Genomic DNA, 16,506 nt, shown 5'->3' on the forward strand with positions numbered 1-16,506 from the left:
CGTTTTTTTATGCCTTTGTTTCAGTGATGGCCTTGCTGCACATTCTGTTAGTCTGTATCTCTCCGCTCTGAAAAATGATGGTGCCAGGCACAGATCTTCCGTTGCACCTTCTGTCCGGAACCTCCCTGCGTTGGCAGTCAAACGGGTTACTGAACCATGCACCTTAACGGGCAAACAACAGCAACGGTTCCATTGTATGCATCGGCAGTCTGAACTTTACCGGCAGAGCATTCTCTGAGCGTAAATTTACAGGATTTTTACCGGAATAGGATGCAGGTGACGGAAACGGCTGGCAGGTAATGGCAGCAATGTCTGTTGTCTGGTTTTTTTAAACTGCTGAAACAACATATTCAGTAACAATAACCGCAGGCTGAAGGGCGAACGTAAATATATGCATTTCAGCCACTGATAACTGTGACGATTAACAGAGGCCAAAGATAGCTGGTGCTTACAGATGCCGCAGGTTACTGATTTTTTCATGGCTGCTTCTCCTCTGCCTAAGACTGCCGGTTGGTACAGCACGACACACTGGCTGGCGAACAATAACCATACCTTCTGTGTCTGCAGTAAGATATAGCATTTGCTATATCATTTAGCCATGGCTATTGATGAAAAATTTGAGCTTCTGTGCAGCTGGTTTACAATACCGGACAGATTGCCGGTTTCTGCCCACGGAACTGGCAAGATTATAATGAGGAAGTTTAATGAACCGTCGAGCAAATAATGTCAGTTCCCTGCCGGGGGCAATTAAAGATGTCGAGGATCATGCCGAAGGGTTTCGGCAGGTCAGGGAAGCACATCGCAGGGAATTAATTGATGATTATGTTGAGCTGATATCCGACCTGATTCATGAATTTGGTGAAGCAAGGCAGGTTGATATGGCAGCGAGGCTGGGTGTCTCTCAGCCGACGGTTGCTAAGATGCTGAAGAAACTGGCGGCTAGCGGACTGGTAGAGCAGGTACCTTATCGCGGGGTATTTCTGACAGCAGAAGGGGAAACTCTGGCAGAACAAAGCAGGGAACGGCACCATATTGTCGAAGCTTTTTTACTGACATTAGGCGTCAGCCCGGATACTGCCCACCGTGATGCTGAAGGTATTGAACATCATGTCAGTGAAGAAACACTGGCGATATTTAAAGCGTTTAACCAGCAATATCAGTCAGAAAAATAAATTATCTGGCAGTGTGCAGGATCTCCGATAGCAATCACTTAAGACAACCCGCGGTGACGTGTGGTTGTTTTTTTTGTCCTCAGATAACAGCCAACAGATTACTTTTTCAGTTGTTGCTATAAACTTCCTGAGAAGCCTGCTGTCAGTTCGGATTATTTTTATATCCGGCTGAAAACATAATATTTTTCTGTATATATTCTGTGATATTTAATCTCAGGAAGAAACGGCACTATTCCTTTGCCTGTAGTGACGCAAACGATTCAACAAAACCATTAACCACTCAGCGAGAGTCTGTATGTGGCATAATAAGCTTACAGCCCGGAAGGTTATCTGTCTGAATTTTGATTAGTTGTATTGGTAATGCGTTGCAATATCAGGTACAAAATTCAGCTTCAATTGTCATGTTATGATTAGAAAAGAAGATTTAAGTAATTAATGTCTGCGGAATGTAATGTCCGCCGTTATCATTTTCTATAAGAGTTATCTTGCTTACGGGGTTATGCTAAGAGGGAGTACCGGAGAGCTGGTTATCTGCAGCACTGTTAAATGAGCGTTAATTTTTATTCAGCCTGTAACCGATAATGCTAAATTTAAAATTTAAATTTTATAATCAGTATTCGGCTATTTATTTTTTTATTTAAATTAGGTAACCTCAGCTCCACAGTTATTTGTACCCGGATAAGCAAGGAAAATATGATGAGTGATGCATTTAAAGTTCTCAATAACATTCGTACTCTGCGTGCGCAGGCCCGTGACCTGGCATTAAGTGATCTGGAAGAAGTTCTGGAAAAACTGACTGTTGTTGTTAATGAACGTCGCGAAGAAATTGAAGCTGAACAAGCTCAGAATCGTGAGAAAGAAGAAAAACTGACTAAGTACCGTGAAATGTTGCTGGCCGACGGTATTGACCCTAACGAATTACTGGGTTCAATTGAGGTGAGCAAAAAACGTGTAAAACGCGCCCCGCGTCCTGCTAAATATAAATACACCGATGAAAACGGTGAAACTAAATCATGGACCGGCCAGGGCCGTACACCAGCCGCGATCAAAAAAGCGCTGGACGAAGGTAAAAGCCTGGACGATTTCCTGATCTAATCAGGTGCAAACTCCTTGTTAGTGGGAGAGCCAGTGACATTCTGTTACTGGCTTTTTTGCTTTTATCAGTCACGTGATTAAGACGCAGTACAGGCCAGAGCAGACAACTGACATAAAATCCGTCGGTTATTGTTTCAGTTACTTTTAGCAAATGGTACTGTCTGCTGTTATATAAGATCACTGAATCTCGCTGTGTCAGAAAGTACAGCAACCGTCTGGCTTTCTGAACCACAATTTTTCCTGAATCCGATTTATCTATAAGGCTATCCCGTGTTAGTAACCAGTAATGTGACGATGCAGTTTGGCAGTAAGCCATTGTTTGAAAATATCTCTGTAAAGTTCGGCGGAGGGAATCGTTATGGTTTAATTGGTGCCAACGGCAGCGGTAAGTCAACGTTTATGAAGATCCTGGGCGGTGATTTACAGCCAAGTGCCGGAAATGTCTCTTACGATCCTAATGAGCGGATTGGTAAATTACGCCAGGATCAGTTTGCGTTCGAAAACTTTACGGTCCTTGATACGGTCATTATGGGGCATAATGAACTCTGGGAAGTAAAACAGGAACGTGACCGTATTTATTCTTTACCTGAAATGAGTGAAGATGAAGGTTATAAAGTGGCTGAACTGGAAGTTCAGTATGGTGAAATGGATGGATACACTGCAGAAGCCCGGGCAGGAGAACTATTATCAGGTGTGGGCATCCCTCAGGAACAGCATTACGGCCCCATGAGCGAAGTTGCACCAGGATGGAAATTACGTGTGTTACTGGCACAGGCGCTGTTTTCTAACCCTGATATATTGTTGCTGGATGAGCCAACCAACAACCTGGATATAGATACTATCCGCTGGCTTGAGCAGGTATTAAACGAGCGTAACAGTACCATGGTGATCATTTCCCACGATCGCCACTTTCTGAATATGGTATGTACGCATATGGCGGATCTGGATTACGGTGAACTGCGGGTCTATGCCGGAAATTATGATGAGTATATGACTGCGGCAACTCAGGCCCGTGATCGTTTATTATCAGATAATGCGAAAAAGAAAGCACAGATCGCTGAATTACAGTCCTTCGTGAGCCGCTTTAGTGCCAATGCCTCTAAATCCCGCCAGGCAACATCACGAGCCAAACAAATAGATAAAATTAAACTGGATGAAGTTAAAGCATCCAGCCGTCAGAACCCTTTTATCCGTTTCGAACAGGATAAAAAATTATTCCGTAATGCATTGCAAACGGAAGAATTAAGTAAAGGTTTTGATAAGGGACCATTATTTAACCGTCTTAATTTATTACTGGAAGTCGGGGAAAAGGTCGCAATTATCGGTGCCAATGGTATTGGTAAAACCACACTGCTGAAAACCCTGATGGGGGAAGTTGCGCCGGATAACGGCACCGTGAAATGGTCGGAAAATGTCTTGCAGGGATATTATGCCCAGGACCATGCGGCTGACTTTGCTAATGATCTGACCGTCTTCGACTGGATGAGCCAGTGGAAACAGGAAGGTGACGACGAGCAGGCAGTGCGTGGTATTCTTGGCAGGCTGTTATTTTCTCAGGATGATATTAAGAAACCGGCAAAAGTGCTGTCAGGTGGTGAGAAAGGCCGCATGCTGTTCGGTAAGCTGATGATGGCCCGGCCAAATGTGCTGGTAATGGATGAACCTACCAACCACCTGGATATGGAATCTATCGAATCCCTGAATATGGCACTGGAGATGTATGAAGGAACGCTGATCTTCGTTTCTCATGACCGTGAATTCGTCAGCTCACTGGCCACACGTGTGATTGAGATAAAAGCTGAGGGTATTACCGACTTCACTGGCAGCTATGATGATTATCTGCGTAGTCAGGGGATTGCCTGATTTCCCGCAACAGGAGAATACCCGGCGGCGATAAGCCTCCGGGTAGCTCCCGAACACCAGGCTAAGGCCTCAGGCAAGCCTTAGCCTGTAGCAGAGGGGAATTACTGAGCAGGCTGACCACAAATTTCGCAATCAGGATCGGGCTGCAGGCGCATTTCACGAAACCGGGCCGTCATTGCGTCATACAGCAGGATTTTTCCGCCCCGGCTGTCACCATAACCCGTAAGCACTTTCAAGGTTTCCATGGCCTGCATCGCACCAATAACACCGACCAGCGGAGCCATTACACCTGCTTCGACACAGCTTAGTGTCTGATCGCCAAACAACCGGCTCATGCAACGGTAGCAGGGTTCACCTTTCTGCCAGCGAAAGACGGTTAGCTGTCCTTCCATACGGATAGCTGCCCCGGAGATTAAGGGGATTTTATGGCGATAGCATGCCGCGTTCAGGTATTCACGGGTGGTAACATTATCACTGCAGTCAAGAACCGCATGGTGATGCTGTACCAGGGCATCCGCATTATCATTGGTTAATTGCTGACAGAGGGGTGTGAGAGTGACCCAGGGGTTCAGCTTCTGTAATGACAACACGGCAGAGTCGGTTTTTGCCATCCCGAGAGTATCATCGTTATGTAAAATCTGCCGTTGCAGGTTGGACAAAGATACGGTGTCAAAATCCAGTAACGTTAACTGTCCGACCCCCGCAGACACCAGCCAGGGGGCTGCGGCAGAGCCGAGCCCACCCAGGCCTGCAACTAACACTTTTGATGCCTTCAACTGTTCCTGGCGGTCAAAGTCAAACCCCTGTAATACCAGCTGACGGTTGTAACGCATAATTTCTGCATCATTCAGTGGCATCATGGCTCAGTCACTCAGCAGATCATTAAAAGGCTCAATCGTGACATTTTCACCGCTCTGAACGGCTCCCCGTTCACGTTCCAGCACAATAAAACAGTTGGCTTTAGAAAATGAACTGAATATATGCGACCCCTGGTGCGGGGCAGGGGTAACCTGCAGGGTGCCATCTGCTGTGGCAGAAAAATATCCACGCTGAAAATCAATCCTGCCAGGCATTTTCCGCAGTGATGTACTGGTTCTGGCGGTTAAACGGGCGGCGAGTCCGCTGTGCTGCTGGCCGAGTAAACGCGCCAGCATTGGCTGTACCAGCTGATAGAACGTGACTACCGCGGAAACAGGATTGCCGGGCAAGCCACAAAACCAGCTTTCTGACAGACGACCAAAAGCAAAAGGCTTACCGGGCTTGATTGCCAGTTTCCAGAAAGTGACGGTGCCCAGCGCTTCAAGCATATCGCGGGTGAAATCGGCTTCCCCGACCGAAACCCCGCCGGTACTGATGACTACATCGGCCTGACGGTTGGCTTCCTCAAAGGCCTGTTTCAGTAACTGCTGATCATCGGCGATGATGCCTAAATCGACCACCTCACAACCCAGTTTTTCCAGCATCAGACGGATAGCAAACCGGTTAGTATCGTACAATTGCCCTGCCTGCAGTGGCTGCCCTACCGGCACCAGTTCATCACCGGTCGAAAATATAGCGACCCGCAGTTTACGTAATACGCTGACCTCGCTGATCCCTAAAGATGCGAGTAATGGCAGTTGTGAAGCGCCCAGCCGGACACCCGCTTCCAGAATCTGGTCACCGGCACGGATATCCTCTCCGGTACGACGGATATTTTGTCCGGCAACCACCTCAGCGGTAAACGTTATTCCCTGTTCACTGCTATTGGCCTGTTCCTGCATAACAACCGCATCGGTACCGGCAGGCACCGGTGCTCCGGTCATAATGCGGATGACGGTACCCCGTGGCCATTCGCCGTTAAACGGATTTCCTGCCAGCGCTTTACCGGCAACCGGTAATGGCCGTGACAGAGCCAGGTCATCCAGGCGGACGGCATAACCATCCATCGCTGAATTATCAAATCCGGGTACAGCCATGGGTGAAATCACCGGATCGGCGGTGATTCTTCCGGCCGCATCATTCAGTGCCAGTTGAAGCTTGTCACGGATGGGAGAGATTTGTAGCTGGATTAAATGCTGTGCATCTTCCAAAGAGATAAGTCCGGAAGTATAAGGTTCCATAGTGGCTCCTGCCAGGTTAACGATGCGCGGAGGGCAAGTGTATATTTACCTTGTCCGGTAATACAGATCACACACTAAGAATAGCATTTTAGCCACCGGAGAGGGTAACAATAGCCGGCAGGATCCGCTGCCAAAAAGTATTGCTGAATAAGTATCTGTAATATCATTTATGCTACTTTGAGTATTTCCTCGTTATGTTTCAGCGTGATTAATGTATGGTTATAGTGACGTCATGTCGGTTTCAGTCGGCAGAGTGAGCATCAGCCGTGGTCAGTGAAGTTATCCGGCCCGGAGAAAAAGTCTCTGTGGAAAAATCAGCTAACAGCCTGTCTCTGGTCGGAAATTTTCGTATGTATGCTTTTGGTAAAGAGAGGCGGCAAAGTATACAATCCCTGCGGGCTTATGTTATTGATAGTCCAGTGAACAACTCAGCAGAGTTTATACCGGTGCTGAATATCCTTCCGGTGTGCTCAGCGATTCCTGAGGTCATTCAGGAAATGTATTTACCGGCTCAACAACAGTTAAGTTCTGGTTGATAAAATCCTGCGGATGAACCACATTTTCGAAACTTATCTCTTTTAACAAGGACGGACTGTTAATCATGCAAAAGACATGTCACTCCCCCCGATATCGCGCCGTGATGATAGCTCTGTTACTGGTCTCCCCGGTGCTGGCGCATGCAGATCAACCCGCTGATGCCCCGCAGATCGATGCCAAAGCATGGATCCTGATGGACTACAACAGCGGTAAAGTACTGGCAGAATCCCATGCCGATGACCGGCTTGACCCTGCCAGTCTGACCAAAATGATGACCAGTTATGTGGTGGGTCAGGCTTTAAAATCCGGGAAAATAAAATCTACGGATATGGTCTCCATCGGGCAGGATGCCTGGGCAACCGGTAATCCTAAACTGCGTGGTTCTTCGCTGATGTTTTTAAAACCCGGAGATCAGGTATCGGTCTCTGATTTAAATAAAGGCATCGTGATTCAGTCCGGCAATGATGCCTGCATTGCATTAGCTGATTATGTTGCCGGAAGTCAGAGTGCGTTTATCGACCTGATGAATAACTATGTAAAACAACTGGGATTGCAGAATACGCATTTTTCAACAGTTCATGGACTGGATGAACCGGGACAATACAGTACAGCTCGTGATATGGCACTGATTGGCCAGGCTTTAATCCGTGATGTTCCCGACGAGTATGCATTAAACAAGGAAAAAGAATTTTCCTTTAATAATATACGTCAGCCTAACCGTAACCGGCTGCTGTGGAGTACTGACTTACAGGTTGATGGTATTAAAACAGGTTATACCTCGGGCGCCGGTAATAACCTGGTGGCATCCGCGACGTCGGGGAATATGCGGCTGATCTCCGTAGTTCTGGGTGCTAAAACGGATGCTATCCGGTTCAGGGAAAGTGAGAAATTACTCAACTGGGGTTTCCGCTATTATGAAACAGTATTTCCGATAAAAGCCGACAAACCCTTTGTTCAGCAGCGAGTCTGGTATGGTGACAGCAAATATGCAGATTTAGGAGTGATGGCGAATACAGCGGTCACCTTGCCGAGAGGCCAGGTCAATAATCTGAAAGCGGGTTACACCCTGAACACACCGGTCCTGGAAGCGCCGCTGAATAAAGGGCAGGTTGTCGGGACTGTCAACTTCCAGCTCGGGGGCAAGGTAATTGATCAGAAGCCGCTGGTGGTTATGGAAGAAGTGAAACAGGGGAGCTTTTTTAGTCGTATCCTGGACTTTATAAGTATGAAAATCAGCACGCTATATCAGAAATGGTTTGGCTGATTATGAGAACGGGCAAAGCCTGATCGCTTTGCCCGTAACAGAGGTTTAAGGGTGAACCCATCCTTTGCGGATCAATGGGCCAAATAACCGGCTATAGAGGGTGCCTGCTAAAGATAACAGCCGCTCGCCGTACAGGGACCATCCGCATTGAGAAGCGATGCAGCCAAGCATTCCCACCAGAAAACCACCCAGCATATCCAGTGGCCAGTGAACTCCGAGGTAGACCCTTGACCAGGCAATGGCGATACCTGCCACCATCAGGATCACACCCGACCATAATCTGTGCCAGCAGATAAATGCCAGGGCAACTGTGAAAATAACAGTGCCGTGATCGCTCGGGTAGGAACCATCAGCGCTGTGACTGAGAAACTGATACCCGAGGCCGATAGCGAACGGGCGCGGATGCGGATAAATAAAGGCAACCACAGTGGCAATCCCCAGGGCATACACCAGCGCTGTCGCTGTTTTTAATACCAGTACCCGCTGGCTGGTGACTTTCCTGTCTGGCCCCCATAACCACAGAGCAACGATCAGTAACGGGACTATTGCAATCAGGTCTTTGGCGAAGAAAAGAGCCAGTTCGATGATTGCCCGGGGGGAGTCCGGTGTGGCGTTAATCCACAGGAACAGGATGTGGTTAAGGTTTTCCATGGTGTTCAGGCGGTCCTTTCATCATTCAGCGTGATACAACAGTGCTTGGCGTCAGTGATTTATATAAATCAGAGCGTCATATTACCATCGGGTGATTAAGACTAGCTTAACAGCATAAAACAACGCGACAGAAAGTAAATAATCCTGGTCTTAATTCTTGTTTATCTGTGCTTTTGTTACACAACCACACAAAATGCGAGGTCCGGGGAGGCATTGTTGCTCCGACACAAAAAGAAAAACCCGCCAGTGAACTGGCGGGACCCTGAAGTGACGGGGTTTTAAAGAAAAGCAGTGGCACAGGTTATGACGGTCCGGGACAGAGAAAGTTCGCTGTCCCTTTTTAAATTCAGCCGGTCAGAGGCCAGAGTAGCACGATAAGTGTGCCGGCCAGCGTCAGTAACACGTTGGCTATGGCATAGGTACCCGCATAACCAAGGGCAGGGATACTGCTGCGTGCTGTATCGGTAATGATTTCCATCGCCGGGGCACAGGTTCTGGCACCCATCAGCGCCCCGAACAGCATGGCGCGGTTCATACGCAGTACATAAGCACCAAATAAATAAGCGATGACCACCGGAATCAGGCTGACCAGTAAACCACACAGCAACATAGCCAGGCCCGCGTTACCAAGACCATGATTAATACCACTGCCTGCACTCAGGCCGACCCCGGCCATAAATACCATCAGACCAAACTCTTTGACCATCGTTAATGCGCCCTGCGGGATATAGCCAAAAGTAGGATGGTTCGCACGTAAAAATCCCAGCATAATACCGGCGAACAGTAACCCGGCCGCATTACCGATACCAACGTTAAAATTACTGAACTGGAAAGTGATCATACCGATCATCAGGCCAACCACAAAAAATGCACAGAAAGCCAGCAGATCGGTGACCTGACTATGAATGGCAATAAAGCCAATCCGGTCAGCAATACTCTTTACCCGTTTCGCTTCCCCGCTCACCTGGAGAATATCGCCTTTATTGAGGATAATATCGTCATCAATAGGCATTTCGATCTGGTTACGGATCACGCGGTTAAGGAAACAACCATGATCCGTTAAACGCAGTTTACCCAGTCTTTTATTCACCGCATTATGGTTTTTCACCACAATTTCTTCGGTGACAATACGCATATCCAGCAGTTCACGATCAAAAACTTCTTTACCATGACGAAAACTCGGATCCAGCCGTGCATGGGCATCAGGATAGCCAACCAGAGAAATATCATCCCCTTGTTGCAGTACCGCATCACCGTCCGGACTGGCCAGAATACCATTACGTCTGATCCGCTCGATATAACAACCGGTTTGCCGGTAGATACCCAGCTCACGCAGGTTTTTCCCGTCACTCCATTCGACCAGTTCCAGACCGACACGGTAAGCCCGGATTACCGGTAAAAATACTTTGCGCTGACTATCTGCATCCAGCCCGCGTTCACGGGCAATCTGCTGGGCACTGGTCGGTAAATCCTGGTGTTGTAACCTTGGCAGGTAACGGGCACCGAGGATTAGACTGACCAGCCCTATCAGGTAGGTCAGAGCGTAACCGAGACTGAGGTGATCCTGCATAAGTGTCAGTTGTTTACCGTCACTGACACTCTGACGGAGTGTATCTCCGGCACCGACTAATACCGGCGTTGATGTCATTGAACCGGCCAGCATCCCGGCAGTCAGGCCGATATCCCAGTGGAAAGCTTTACCTAACCCCAGGGCCAGCAGCAGTGCGCTGATCACCATCACTGATGCCAGCATAAAATAGTTTTTCCCGTCGCGGAAAAAGATAGAAAAAAAGTTAGGCCCGGCTTCCACCCCGACACAAAAGATAAACAACATAAATCCAAGGCTTAACGCATTGGTATTGATCGAAAAATGTTGCTGTCCAAGTAACAGTGACATGACCAATACCCCGATAGAACTGCCGAGCTGAATACTGCCGATACGGAGTTTCCCCAGACAAAGCCCCAGAGAAAGCACAACGAATAACAGCAGGACGTCATTGGCACTCAGCAGGTTGACGACGTTGATGTTCACAAATTAACTTCTTATCCGCAAAAAGGAAGGAACAATAAAGTCAGCGGCCGATCAGGGACGAGGGATACCGTTGACGGAAAGGCGTTATTCTAAACGGATTTCTGCAGGCAGGCTATCAGTGGCTCAGGGAAAAAAGATGAAAAATACCGGTAAAACAGGCGGTAAAAAAGCGCAGGGTGCAGGATAATCCCTGCCCCCTGGTCAGCATTTACTGGAATAATCCCAGATTTTCTTTCGCATAGGCCTGAAATTCAGTGAACCCACCGACATGCAGCTGGTCAAGGAAGATTTGTGGTACGGTTTCTACCGGTTTACCGACGGTTTTTTCCAGGTCAGCTTTAGTGATCCCTTCTGCCTGAATGTCGACATAGCGATAGCTAAAATCTTCACGTTGTTCGGTCAGTTTTTCCGCCAGTTCTTTCGCACGAACACAATAAGGGCAGCCCGGACGACCAAAAATAACTGCAAACATGGTGATCTCCTGAAATAAGTAATATCACATTTAAATAGGGTCAAGACTGTGTATCATGCCTGTCGGAAGAGATGAATTAAAGCAGGAAATACCTGTTACTCTGAATGTTACTATCAATCAGCCCGACAGGCGGGTATCTGCCGCACAATCAGTAAAAGAGAGCAATAACTAATGCCCGATAGTAATCGTTTACCCCGCAGCCTGATCATCACGGAGCTCATCGGCGTTTTTTTTATCCTGATGGCCCTGGTACTACTTAACAGCAATTTTGCGTTCGGCACCGGGACAGAAAATCACTTTCTGGCAAAAGCCAGTCTGTTTTGCGGCGTAATCCTGATATTACCTGCAGTGTGTGTACTGATCTGGCGTACCGTTGTAGCAATGTTAGTGCGCGACACGGCTCAGAAAAAGTAACAGTATCAATGACAGTATCAAGGAGAGAGTAATGACCCCCACCATCGACCTGATTTGCGATCATCGCTCAGTCCGTGCTTATAAACCGCAACCGGTCAGTGAACAGCAACGTGAGGCAATTTTTCGTGCAGCGCAGTCGGCTTCAACCTCCAGCTTTCTGCAATGTTCATCAATTATTCGTATCAGCGATCGTGAAAAACGGAATACGCTGGCTGAACTGGCAGGACATCAGCCCTGGGTAAGTGAGGCTGCCGAGTTCTGGGTGTTCTGCGCAGACTTTAATCGCCATCAGCAAATCTGTCCTGATGCCGAACTGGGTCTGGCTGAACAATTATTGCTGGGCTGTGTGGACACGGCGCTGATGGCTCAAAATGCAATGGTTGCCGCAGAATCTCTGGGGATGGGCGGGGTTTTTATCGGTGGCCTGCGTAATCATCCTTATGAGGTGAGCGAATTACTTGATTTACCACGTTTTGTACTACCATTGTTCGGTTTATGTATTGGCTGGCCTGATGATCGTCCGGAGATAAAGCCCCGGCTGCCCTTATCTTTACTGGTACACGACAACCAATACCAGCCCATGGATGCGCAAGAGCTGCAGGCATATGATCAGCATATTCTCGCCTATTATCAGCAGCGCAACAGTAATGCCCGTCAGGAAAGCTGGAGCGGAATGATTCAGCGAATGCTTATCAAAGAAAACCGTCCGTTTATGCTTGATTTCCTCCACCAGCAAGGCTGGGCCAACCGCTGAGACCGGATGATTATCGCCACCGGCAGTGATGGTACTGCCGGGTTCTGTGGCTAAGATAGCGCTTTTTGCCTGATATCATGGAGTTCACGGTGGTTTTTGCGTAATCTATTGCGCTGCCACTTCAGCCGGATATGAATATGGATACCCTTGTCAGACCCGAACTTGAGACACTGTGTGACTGGATGGATAAGCAACATATCGAGTGGTTCGAATGCGATAGTTGCCGGGCTTTGCATTTGCCTGCGATGCAGAATTTCGACGGGGTCTTTGATGCTAAACTGGATATTGCGGACAATGTCATCCTGTTTACCGCCAGAGCTGAGGTCAGGCCTTCGGCCTTATTATTACTGGCGGGTGAACTGTCTCAGGTCAATGCCAGCTCTCTGACGGCAAAAGCCTTTCTGGATATTCAGGATGATACCCTGCCAAAACTGATTGTTTGTCAGTCCCTGAATATCGAATGTGGTATTACCCTGTCCCAGTTCACTTATTTTATGCAGCAAAGTGAAGCTCAGATTTCTATGATTATTATGGAAGCGTTTGCTAACCGGATGCTGATTTACCCTGATGATCCTGACGGACAACCTCCTGTGCTTCATCACGCCATGCTGCACTGATTTCGCCGACAGATTGCGGTTCACAACCCGCGGGTTGTGATTAACAGGAGGAGCGACTATGTCAGCAATGCCTTTTTTTTCTGCCGGACGTTTACCGGCTCCGGTGCTTGCCGCCGCGATTGCTATTCTTCTGACGCGTCTTTTTAATCTGCTGATGTTTGTTTTTCAGCCTGACGGAGCTCAGCACGGTGAGCTATTACCTCAGTTAAGTCTGCTACCCGGTTATCTGTTGCTGTTCAGCCTGGTGCTGGTGGTATATTTATCGGAAATTGCCACTGCGGTTGCATTACTGGCGGGCAAACCCGGCGGAAGAAAAATGTTTATCGGTTGCCAGGGATTGCTGTTATTGCTGGTCATCGTGATCTGCTGGCCGGGGGACGGGGCACTGCCCGGTATCGATATGGAGGACGCACAACAGTTAGGCCGTCATCTGTTACTGCAAAAAATCCCTGATGTACTTATTTTGCTGATGCTTTATATACCTGCCAGCAGCCATGGTTTCTTTAAAGGGCACAACCTTGCCGGAAGAACAGACTGAGGGGGCAGACAGAAGTGTGCGGGTGAGCCGGAACCCACCCGCCAGACAGACTAATTACGTCGTTCAAACCGCAGGGCATAGTATTCGACACCGCGCATGAGTAAGGTCAGTAATCCATTAACACACAGATAAATAATACCGGCGGCGACAAATACCGATACATCGTAGGTTCTGCCATATAATAATTGCCCTTCACCCATGACATCCATCAGTGTGATGGTATAGGCCAGTGAGGTACTTTTAAAAATCAGTACCACTTCATTTGAGTACGCCGAAAGTGCGCGTTTAAAAGCATACGGCAGCAAAATACGCAATGTCTGGCCTTTACTCATACCGAGGGCGGCACAGGACTGCCACTGTCCGGAGGGAATGGCTTTGACAGCACCGTAAAACAACTGGGTGGTATAGGCGGCACTGTTCAGGGACAGGGCAAGGATGGCGCATAGCCAGGGCTGTGATAATAATGCCCAGAGTGTCGGATAGTGTTGTAATTGCGGGAACTGACCCGGGCCGTAATAGATCAGGAAAATCTGTACCAGTAAAGGCGTACCGGTAAACAGGGTTATATAAATCCTGACCAGACGGCTGGCAAAAGGTTTTTTCAGTGCCAAAATCAGGGTAAAAATAACCGCCAGTATCAGGGCAATCACCATCGACGTCAGGGTAAGGAACAGGCTGATATGCAGGCCTTTCAGCAGTTGAGGAAAATACTCAGCCATTAAGCGTTCTCCTGTTCAAACCGGGTCGTGTGCTGTTCTATTCGCCGTAAGATAAACTGGCTGACCAGGGTAACAACCAGGTAAATTGCAGCAGCGATTAAATACCAGGTAAAAGGCTGCTGGGTGCGGGTGGCGATACTTTTGGTCTGTAACATTAGATCATTAACACTGATGAGCGAAACCAGGGCCGTATCCTTTAACAGCACCATCCACTGATTTCCCAGTCCCGGCAGTGCATGCCGCCACATCTGGGGCAAAATCAGCCGACGGAAGATGGTCAGCTTTTTCATACCCAGTGCCTGGCCTGATTCCCACTGACCAGCAGGTATCGCTTTCAGGGCACCACGTAACGTCTGTGATGCATAAGCAGAATACAACAGCGATAATGCAATCACCCCGCAAAGAAAGGGGCTGACATTAAAGTCATTAATGGTCATCTGAATATGGAGCCGGGTAAAGCCCAGCGGGAGGGTAAATCCGTCGGATAAGGTCAGCAACAGCTGGGAAGACCCGAAATAGATCCCCAGAACGACCAGAATCTCCGGCAAGCCGCGCAGCACGGTAACCAGCAGCGTGCCCGGCCATGCCAGGATTTTAATCCGCAGTGATTCCCAGCCAGCAAACAGCATAGCCAGCAGCAGGCCAATCAGTAATGCGCAAACGGCAAGGCCGACGGTCATCCCGGCGGCGCTTGCGAGAGGAAGTAACTCGTTCATCAGAAATTACTGCTGGAACCATTTGTGGTAGATCGTCTGATAAGTACCGTCAGCTTTCACTTCTGACAGGCCTTTATTCAGGGACTGCTGCAAAGGCGTGTTGCCCTGACGGACGGCAATACCCAGACCGGTACCGAAATAGTCTTTATCGGTAACTTTGGCACCAACGGCGGCTAATTTAGGATCTTTTTTCAGCCATTCGTTAACCACCGCGGTGTCTCCGAATACTGCGCTCACCCGGCCATTCTCAAGGTCCAGCATAGCGTTCTGGTAACTGTCATAAGGTACCATGGTGATTTCAGGGTGTTTATCGGTCAGGAACTTCTGGTGAGTTGTCCCATTCTGTACCCCGACCCGCATTCCTTTCAGGGCCGCGATATCCGCGACTTTTCCTTTCTGAGCGATAAATAATGCTGAGTTATCGTAGTATGGCTGAGTAAAGAGTACCTGTTTTTCACGATCAGGGGTGATATCCATTCCGGCCATGACTACATCATAACGGCGGAATTTCAGGCCCGGGATCAGGCTGTCAAACGACTGATTACTGAACTCGCAGGTAGCGTCAATTTTTTTACAAATCGCATTAGCCAGATCCACATCAAAGCCCTGGATTTTGTTATCGGCCCCGATAAACTCAAACGGAGGATAAGATGCTTCGGTGGCAAAGTGCAGAGTTGTTGCTGCAGATGCGCTTAAACTTACGCCGGCGAGCAGGGCAGCTAAAATAATTTTTTTCATAGTTATTACCCGGTTAATGAGAAAGATAGTTGGCGAATTCAGGGGTCTGTGGCTGACTGAAATGGCTGGCATCCCCCTGTTCAATAATATGCCCGTTTTCCATGTAAACTACGCGGCTGGCGGTTTTTCTGGCAACTTCCACTTCATGAGTTACGATGACCTGAGTAATATTGGTCCGTGATAACTCACGAATAATGTCGACAACCTGGCCGGTAATTTCCGGATCAAGAGCAGCCGTAGGCTCGTCAAACAATAATACCTGTGGTTCCATCATCAGAGCCCTGGCAATGGCAACACGTTGCTGCTGTCCGCCTGAAAGATGCAGCGGAAAGCGTCCGGCAAAGGGGGTCAGTTTCAGCCGTTCCAGCAAGGTGCTGGCACGCTGGCTGGCAACGGCCTTATTTAATCCGAGAACCCGGCAGGGGGCTTCGGTCAGATTCTGCATTACCGTCAGGTGTGGCCACAGATTGTATTGCTGAAATACAATCCCGACATTGCGGCGAAGTTCCCGAATCTCATTTTCTGCGGGTTTATTACGAAAATTAAACCGGTTACCGGCAATAGAAAGTTCGCCGGAACGTGGCATCTCCAGTAAATTGAGTACCCGGAGGAGTGAGCTTTTACCTGCACCACTGGGACCGAGCAGAACCATCGTTTCGCCCTGCGGGCAATTCAGTTCGATATCGAACAGCGCCTGGTGATCGCCATAAAAGCAGTTAATCCCGTGAAGTTGAATACTCATGCGCAAAAATTGAATAGTGGTAAAGTGCTCTGATAGTAACGTTGACGGCATAGTTATGCAATTATAGCGGTTGAAAATTATTT

General features: G+C 48.4%; 19 protein-coding genes. 9 read left to right on the top strand and 10 right to left on the bottom strand.

Annotated features, from left to right (window positions below):
- Nucleotides 1-246: 246 nt before the first annotated feature.
- Nucleotides 247-480 (bottom strand): hypothetical protein, encoded by a 234-nt coding sequence (locus JK198_RS01120; protein WP_212706737.1) that lies wholly within the window; start codon nucleotides 478-480, stop codon nucleotides 247-249.
- A gap of 224 nt (nucleotides 481-704) precedes the next feature.
- Here JK198_RS01120 and mntR point away from each other — a divergent pair, with 224 nt between their 5' ends.
- From mntR to JK198_RS01135, 3 genes are all read left to right on the top strand, one after another.
- Complete coding sequence (gene mntR / locus JK198_RS01125; RefSeq protein WP_212706736.1) at nucleotides 705-1,172, top strand: manganese-binding transcriptional regulator MntR; 468 nt, start codon at nucleotides 705-707, stop codon at nucleotides 1,170-1,172.
- 696 nt (nucleotides 1,173-1,868) lie between these two features.
- Nucleotides 1,869-2,267 (top strand): H-NS family nucleoid-associated regulatory protein, encoded by a 399-nt coding sequence (locus tag JK198_RS01130; RefSeq protein WP_212706799.1) that lies wholly within the window; start codon nucleotides 1,869-1,871, stop codon nucleotides 2,265-2,267.
- A 270-nt stretch (nucleotides 2,268-2,537) separates the two neighbouring features.
- The gene (locus JK198_RS01135; protein WP_212706735.1) at nucleotides 2,538-4,130 is read left to right on the top strand and encodes an ABC-F family ATPase; all 1,593 of its coding nucleotides are present in this window, start codon (nucleotides 2,538-2,540) and stop codon (nucleotides 4,128-4,130) included.
- Between the two features lie 101 nt (nucleotides 4,131-4,231).
- Here the strand turns inward: JK198_RS01135 and JK198_RS01140 are convergent, their stop codons facing one another.
- On the bottom strand, nucleotides 4,232-4,990 hold the full coding sequence (locus JK198_RS01140) for a molybdopterin-synthase adenylyltransferase MoeB (RefSeq protein WP_212706734.1): 759 nt from the start codon (nucleotides 4,988-4,990) through the stop codon (nucleotides 4,232-4,234).
- A 3-nt stretch (nucleotides 4,991-4,993) separates the two neighbouring features.
- Nucleotides 4,994-6,229, bottom strand: a complete 1,236-nt coding sequence (gene moeA / locus JK198_RS01145; RefSeq protein ID WP_212706733.1) for a molybdopterin molybdotransferase MoeA — start codon at nucleotides 6,227-6,229, stop codon at nucleotides 4,994-4,996.
- Between the two features lie 305 nt (nucleotides 6,230-6,534).
- Between moeA and JK198_RS01150 the strand changes: the two genes are divergently transcribed.
- A complete protein-coding gene (locus JK198_RS01150) occupies nucleotides 6,535-6,765 on the top strand; it encodes a hypothetical protein (protein ID WP_212706732.1) in 231 nt (76 codons plus the stop codon).
- Between the two features lie 65 nt (nucleotides 6,766-6,830).
- Nucleotides 6,831-8,030 (top strand): serine hydrolase, encoded by a 1,200-nt coding sequence (locus tag JK198_RS01155; protein ID WP_212706731.1) that lies wholly within the window; start codon nucleotides 6,831-6,833, stop codon nucleotides 8,028-8,030.
- 45 nt (nucleotides 8,031-8,075) lie between these two features.
- On the opposite strand, the gene ybjG is transcribed toward JK198_RS01155, so the two are convergent.
- The 3 genes from ybjG to JK198_RS01170 form a co-directional block, all read right to left on the bottom strand.
- Nucleotides 8,076-8,681, bottom strand: a complete 606-nt coding sequence (gene ybjG / locus JK198_RS01160; RefSeq protein ID WP_212706730.1) for an undecaprenyl-diphosphate phosphatase — start codon at nucleotides 8,679-8,681, stop codon at nucleotides 8,076-8,078.
- Nucleotides 8,682-9,027: 346 nt separating this feature from the next.
- Nucleotides 9,028-10,713, bottom strand: coding sequence for an aspartate:alanine antiporter (locus JK198_RS01165; RefSeq protein WP_212706729.1), 1,686 nt, complete (start codon nucleotides 10,711-10,713; stop codon nucleotides 9,028-9,030).
- A 208-nt stretch (nucleotides 10,714-10,921) separates the two neighbouring features.
- Nucleotides 10,922-11,185 carry a GrxA family glutaredoxin gene (locus JK198_RS01170; protein WP_212706728.1) on the bottom strand — a complete coding sequence of 88 codons (264 nt, stop codon included), beginning with the start codon at nucleotides 11,183-11,185 and terminating at the stop codon, nucleotides 10,922-10,924.
- 171 nt (nucleotides 11,186-11,356) lie between these two features.
- Here JK198_RS01170 and JK198_RS01175 point away from each other — a divergent pair, with 171 nt between their 5' ends.
- The 4 genes from JK198_RS01175 to JK198_RS01190 all read left to right on the top strand — a co-directional run bounded on the left by JK198_RS01175 (nucleotide 11,357) and on the right by JK198_RS01190 (nucleotide 13,508).
- Complete coding sequence (locus JK198_RS01175) at nucleotides 11,357-11,599, top strand: DUF1418 family protein (protein WP_212706727.1); 243 nt, start codon at nucleotides 11,357-11,359, stop codon at nucleotides 11,597-11,599.
- Nucleotides 11,600-11,630: 31 nt separating this feature from the next.
- Nucleotides 11,631-12,353, top strand: a complete 723-nt coding sequence (nfsA, locus tag JK198_RS01180; protein WP_212709910.1) for an oxygen-insensitive NADPH nitroreductase — start codon at nucleotides 11,631-11,633, stop codon at nucleotides 12,351-12,353.
- Nucleotides 12,354-12,490: 137 nt separating this feature from the next.
- Nucleotides 12,491-12,970: a YbjN domain-containing protein gene (locus JK198_RS01185; protein WP_212706725.1), complete on the top strand. Its 480-nt coding sequence runs from the start codon at nucleotides 12,491-12,493 to the stop codon at nucleotides 12,968-12,970.
- 58 nt (nucleotides 12,971-13,028) lie between these two features.
- Complete coding sequence (locus JK198_RS01190) at nucleotides 13,029-13,508, top strand: YbjO family protein (protein WP_212709911.1); 480 nt, start codon at nucleotides 13,029-13,031, stop codon at nucleotides 13,506-13,508.
- Nucleotides 13,509-13,558: 50 nt separating this feature from the next.
- Here the strand turns inward: JK198_RS01190 and artM are convergent, their stop codons facing one another.
- From artM to artP, 4 genes are read right to left on the bottom strand one after another with little or no spacing between them, the layout of a single operon-like run.
- Entirely contained in the window at nucleotides 13,559-14,227 is a 669-nt protein-coding gene (gene artM, locus JK198_RS01195) for an arginine ABC transporter permease ArtM (RefSeq protein ID WP_212706723.1), read from the bottom strand.
- Entirely contained in the window at nucleotides 14,227-14,943 is a 717-nt protein-coding gene (artQ, locus tag JK198_RS01200; protein ID WP_212706722.1) for an arginine ABC transporter permease ArtQ, read from the bottom strand. The genes artM and artQ overlap by 1 nt, the downstream gene beginning before the upstream one ends.
- Before the next feature lie 6 nt (nucleotides 14,944-14,949).
- The gene (gene artJ / locus JK198_RS01205) at nucleotides 14,950-15,681 is read right to left on the bottom strand and encodes an arginine ABC transporter substrate-binding protein (RefSeq protein WP_212706721.1); all 732 of its coding nucleotides are present in this window, start codon (nucleotides 15,679-15,681) and stop codon (nucleotides 14,950-14,952) included.
- Between the two features lie 13 nt (nucleotides 15,682-15,694).
- Nucleotides 15,695-16,423 carry an arginine ABC transporter ATP-binding protein ArtP gene (artP, locus tag JK198_RS01210; RefSeq protein WP_212709912.1) on the bottom strand — a complete coding sequence of 243 codons (729 nt, stop codon included), beginning with the start codon at nucleotides 16,421-16,423 and terminating at the stop codon, nucleotides 15,695-15,697.
- Nucleotides 16,424-16,506: the final 83 nt, after the last annotated feature.

Source organism: Tatumella sp. JGM91 (assembly GCF_018257575.1).
GTDB classification, from domain to species: domain Bacteria; phylum Pseudomonadota; class Gammaproteobacteria; order Enterobacterales; family Enterobacteriaceae; genus Tatumella; species Tatumella punctata.

Excerpts from the sequence above, each read along its gene's own strand:
- JK198_RS01190 (WP_212709911.1), top strand. The coding sequence starts at position 13,029 with ATGTCAGCAATGCCTTTTTTTTCTGCCGGACGTTTACCGGCTCCGGTG.
- JK198_RS01130 (WP_212706799.1), top strand. The coding sequence starts at position 1,869 with ATGAGTGATGCATTTAAAGTTCTCAATAACATTCGTACTCTGCGTGCG.
- moeA (WP_212706733.1), bottom strand. The coding sequence starts at position 6,229 with ATGGAACCTTATACTTCCGGACTTATCTCTTTGGAAGATGCACAGCAT.
- JK198_RS01120 (WP_212706737.1), bottom strand. The coding sequence starts at position 480 with ATGAAAAAATCAGTAACCTGCGGCATCTGTAAGCACCAGCTATCTTTG.
- artP (WP_212709912.1), bottom strand. The coding sequence starts at position 16,423 with ATGAGTATTCAACTTCACGGGATTAACTGCTTTTATGGCGATCACCAG.
- ybjG (WP_212706730.1), bottom strand. The coding sequence starts at position 8,681 with ATGGAAAACCTTAACCACATCCTGTTCCTGTGGATTAACGCCACACCG.
- artQ (WP_212706722.1), bottom strand. The coding sequence starts at position 14,943 with ATGAACGAGTTACTTCCTCTCGCAAGCGCCGCCGGGATGACCGTCGGC.
- JK198_RS01185 (WP_212706725.1), top strand. The coding sequence starts at position 12,491 with ATGGATACCCTTGTCAGACCCGAACTTGAGACACTGTGTGACTGGATG.
- JK198_RS01170 (WP_212706728.1), bottom strand. The coding sequence starts at position 11,185 with ATGTTTGCAGTTATTTTTGGTCGTCCGGGCTGCCCTTATTGTGTTCGT.
- nfsA (WP_212709910.1), top strand. The coding sequence starts at position 11,631 with ATGACCCCCACCATCGACCTGATTTGCGATCATCGCTCAGTCCGTGCT.
- JK198_RS01140 (WP_212706734.1), bottom strand. The coding sequence starts at position 4,990 with ATGATGCCACTGAATGATGCAGAAATTATGCGTTACAACCGTCAGCTG.
- JK198_RS01155 (WP_212706731.1), top strand. The coding sequence starts at position 6,831 with ATGCAAAAGACATGTCACTCCCCCCGATATCGCGCCGTGATGATAGCT.
- artM (WP_212706723.1), bottom strand. The coding sequence starts at position 14,227 with ATGGCTGAGTATTTTCCTCAACTGCTGAAAGGCCTGCATATCAGCCTG.
- mntR (WP_212706736.1), top strand. The coding sequence starts at position 705 with ATGAACCGTCGAGCAAATAATGTCAGTTCCCTGCCGGGGGCAATTAAA.
- artJ (WP_212706721.1), bottom strand. The coding sequence starts at position 15,681 with ATGAAAAAAATTATTTTAGCTGCCCTGCTCGCCGGCGTAAGTTTAAGC.
- JK198_RS01175 (WP_212706727.1), top strand. The coding sequence starts at position 11,357 with ATGCCCGATAGTAATCGTTTACCCCGCAGCCTGATCATCACGGAGCTC.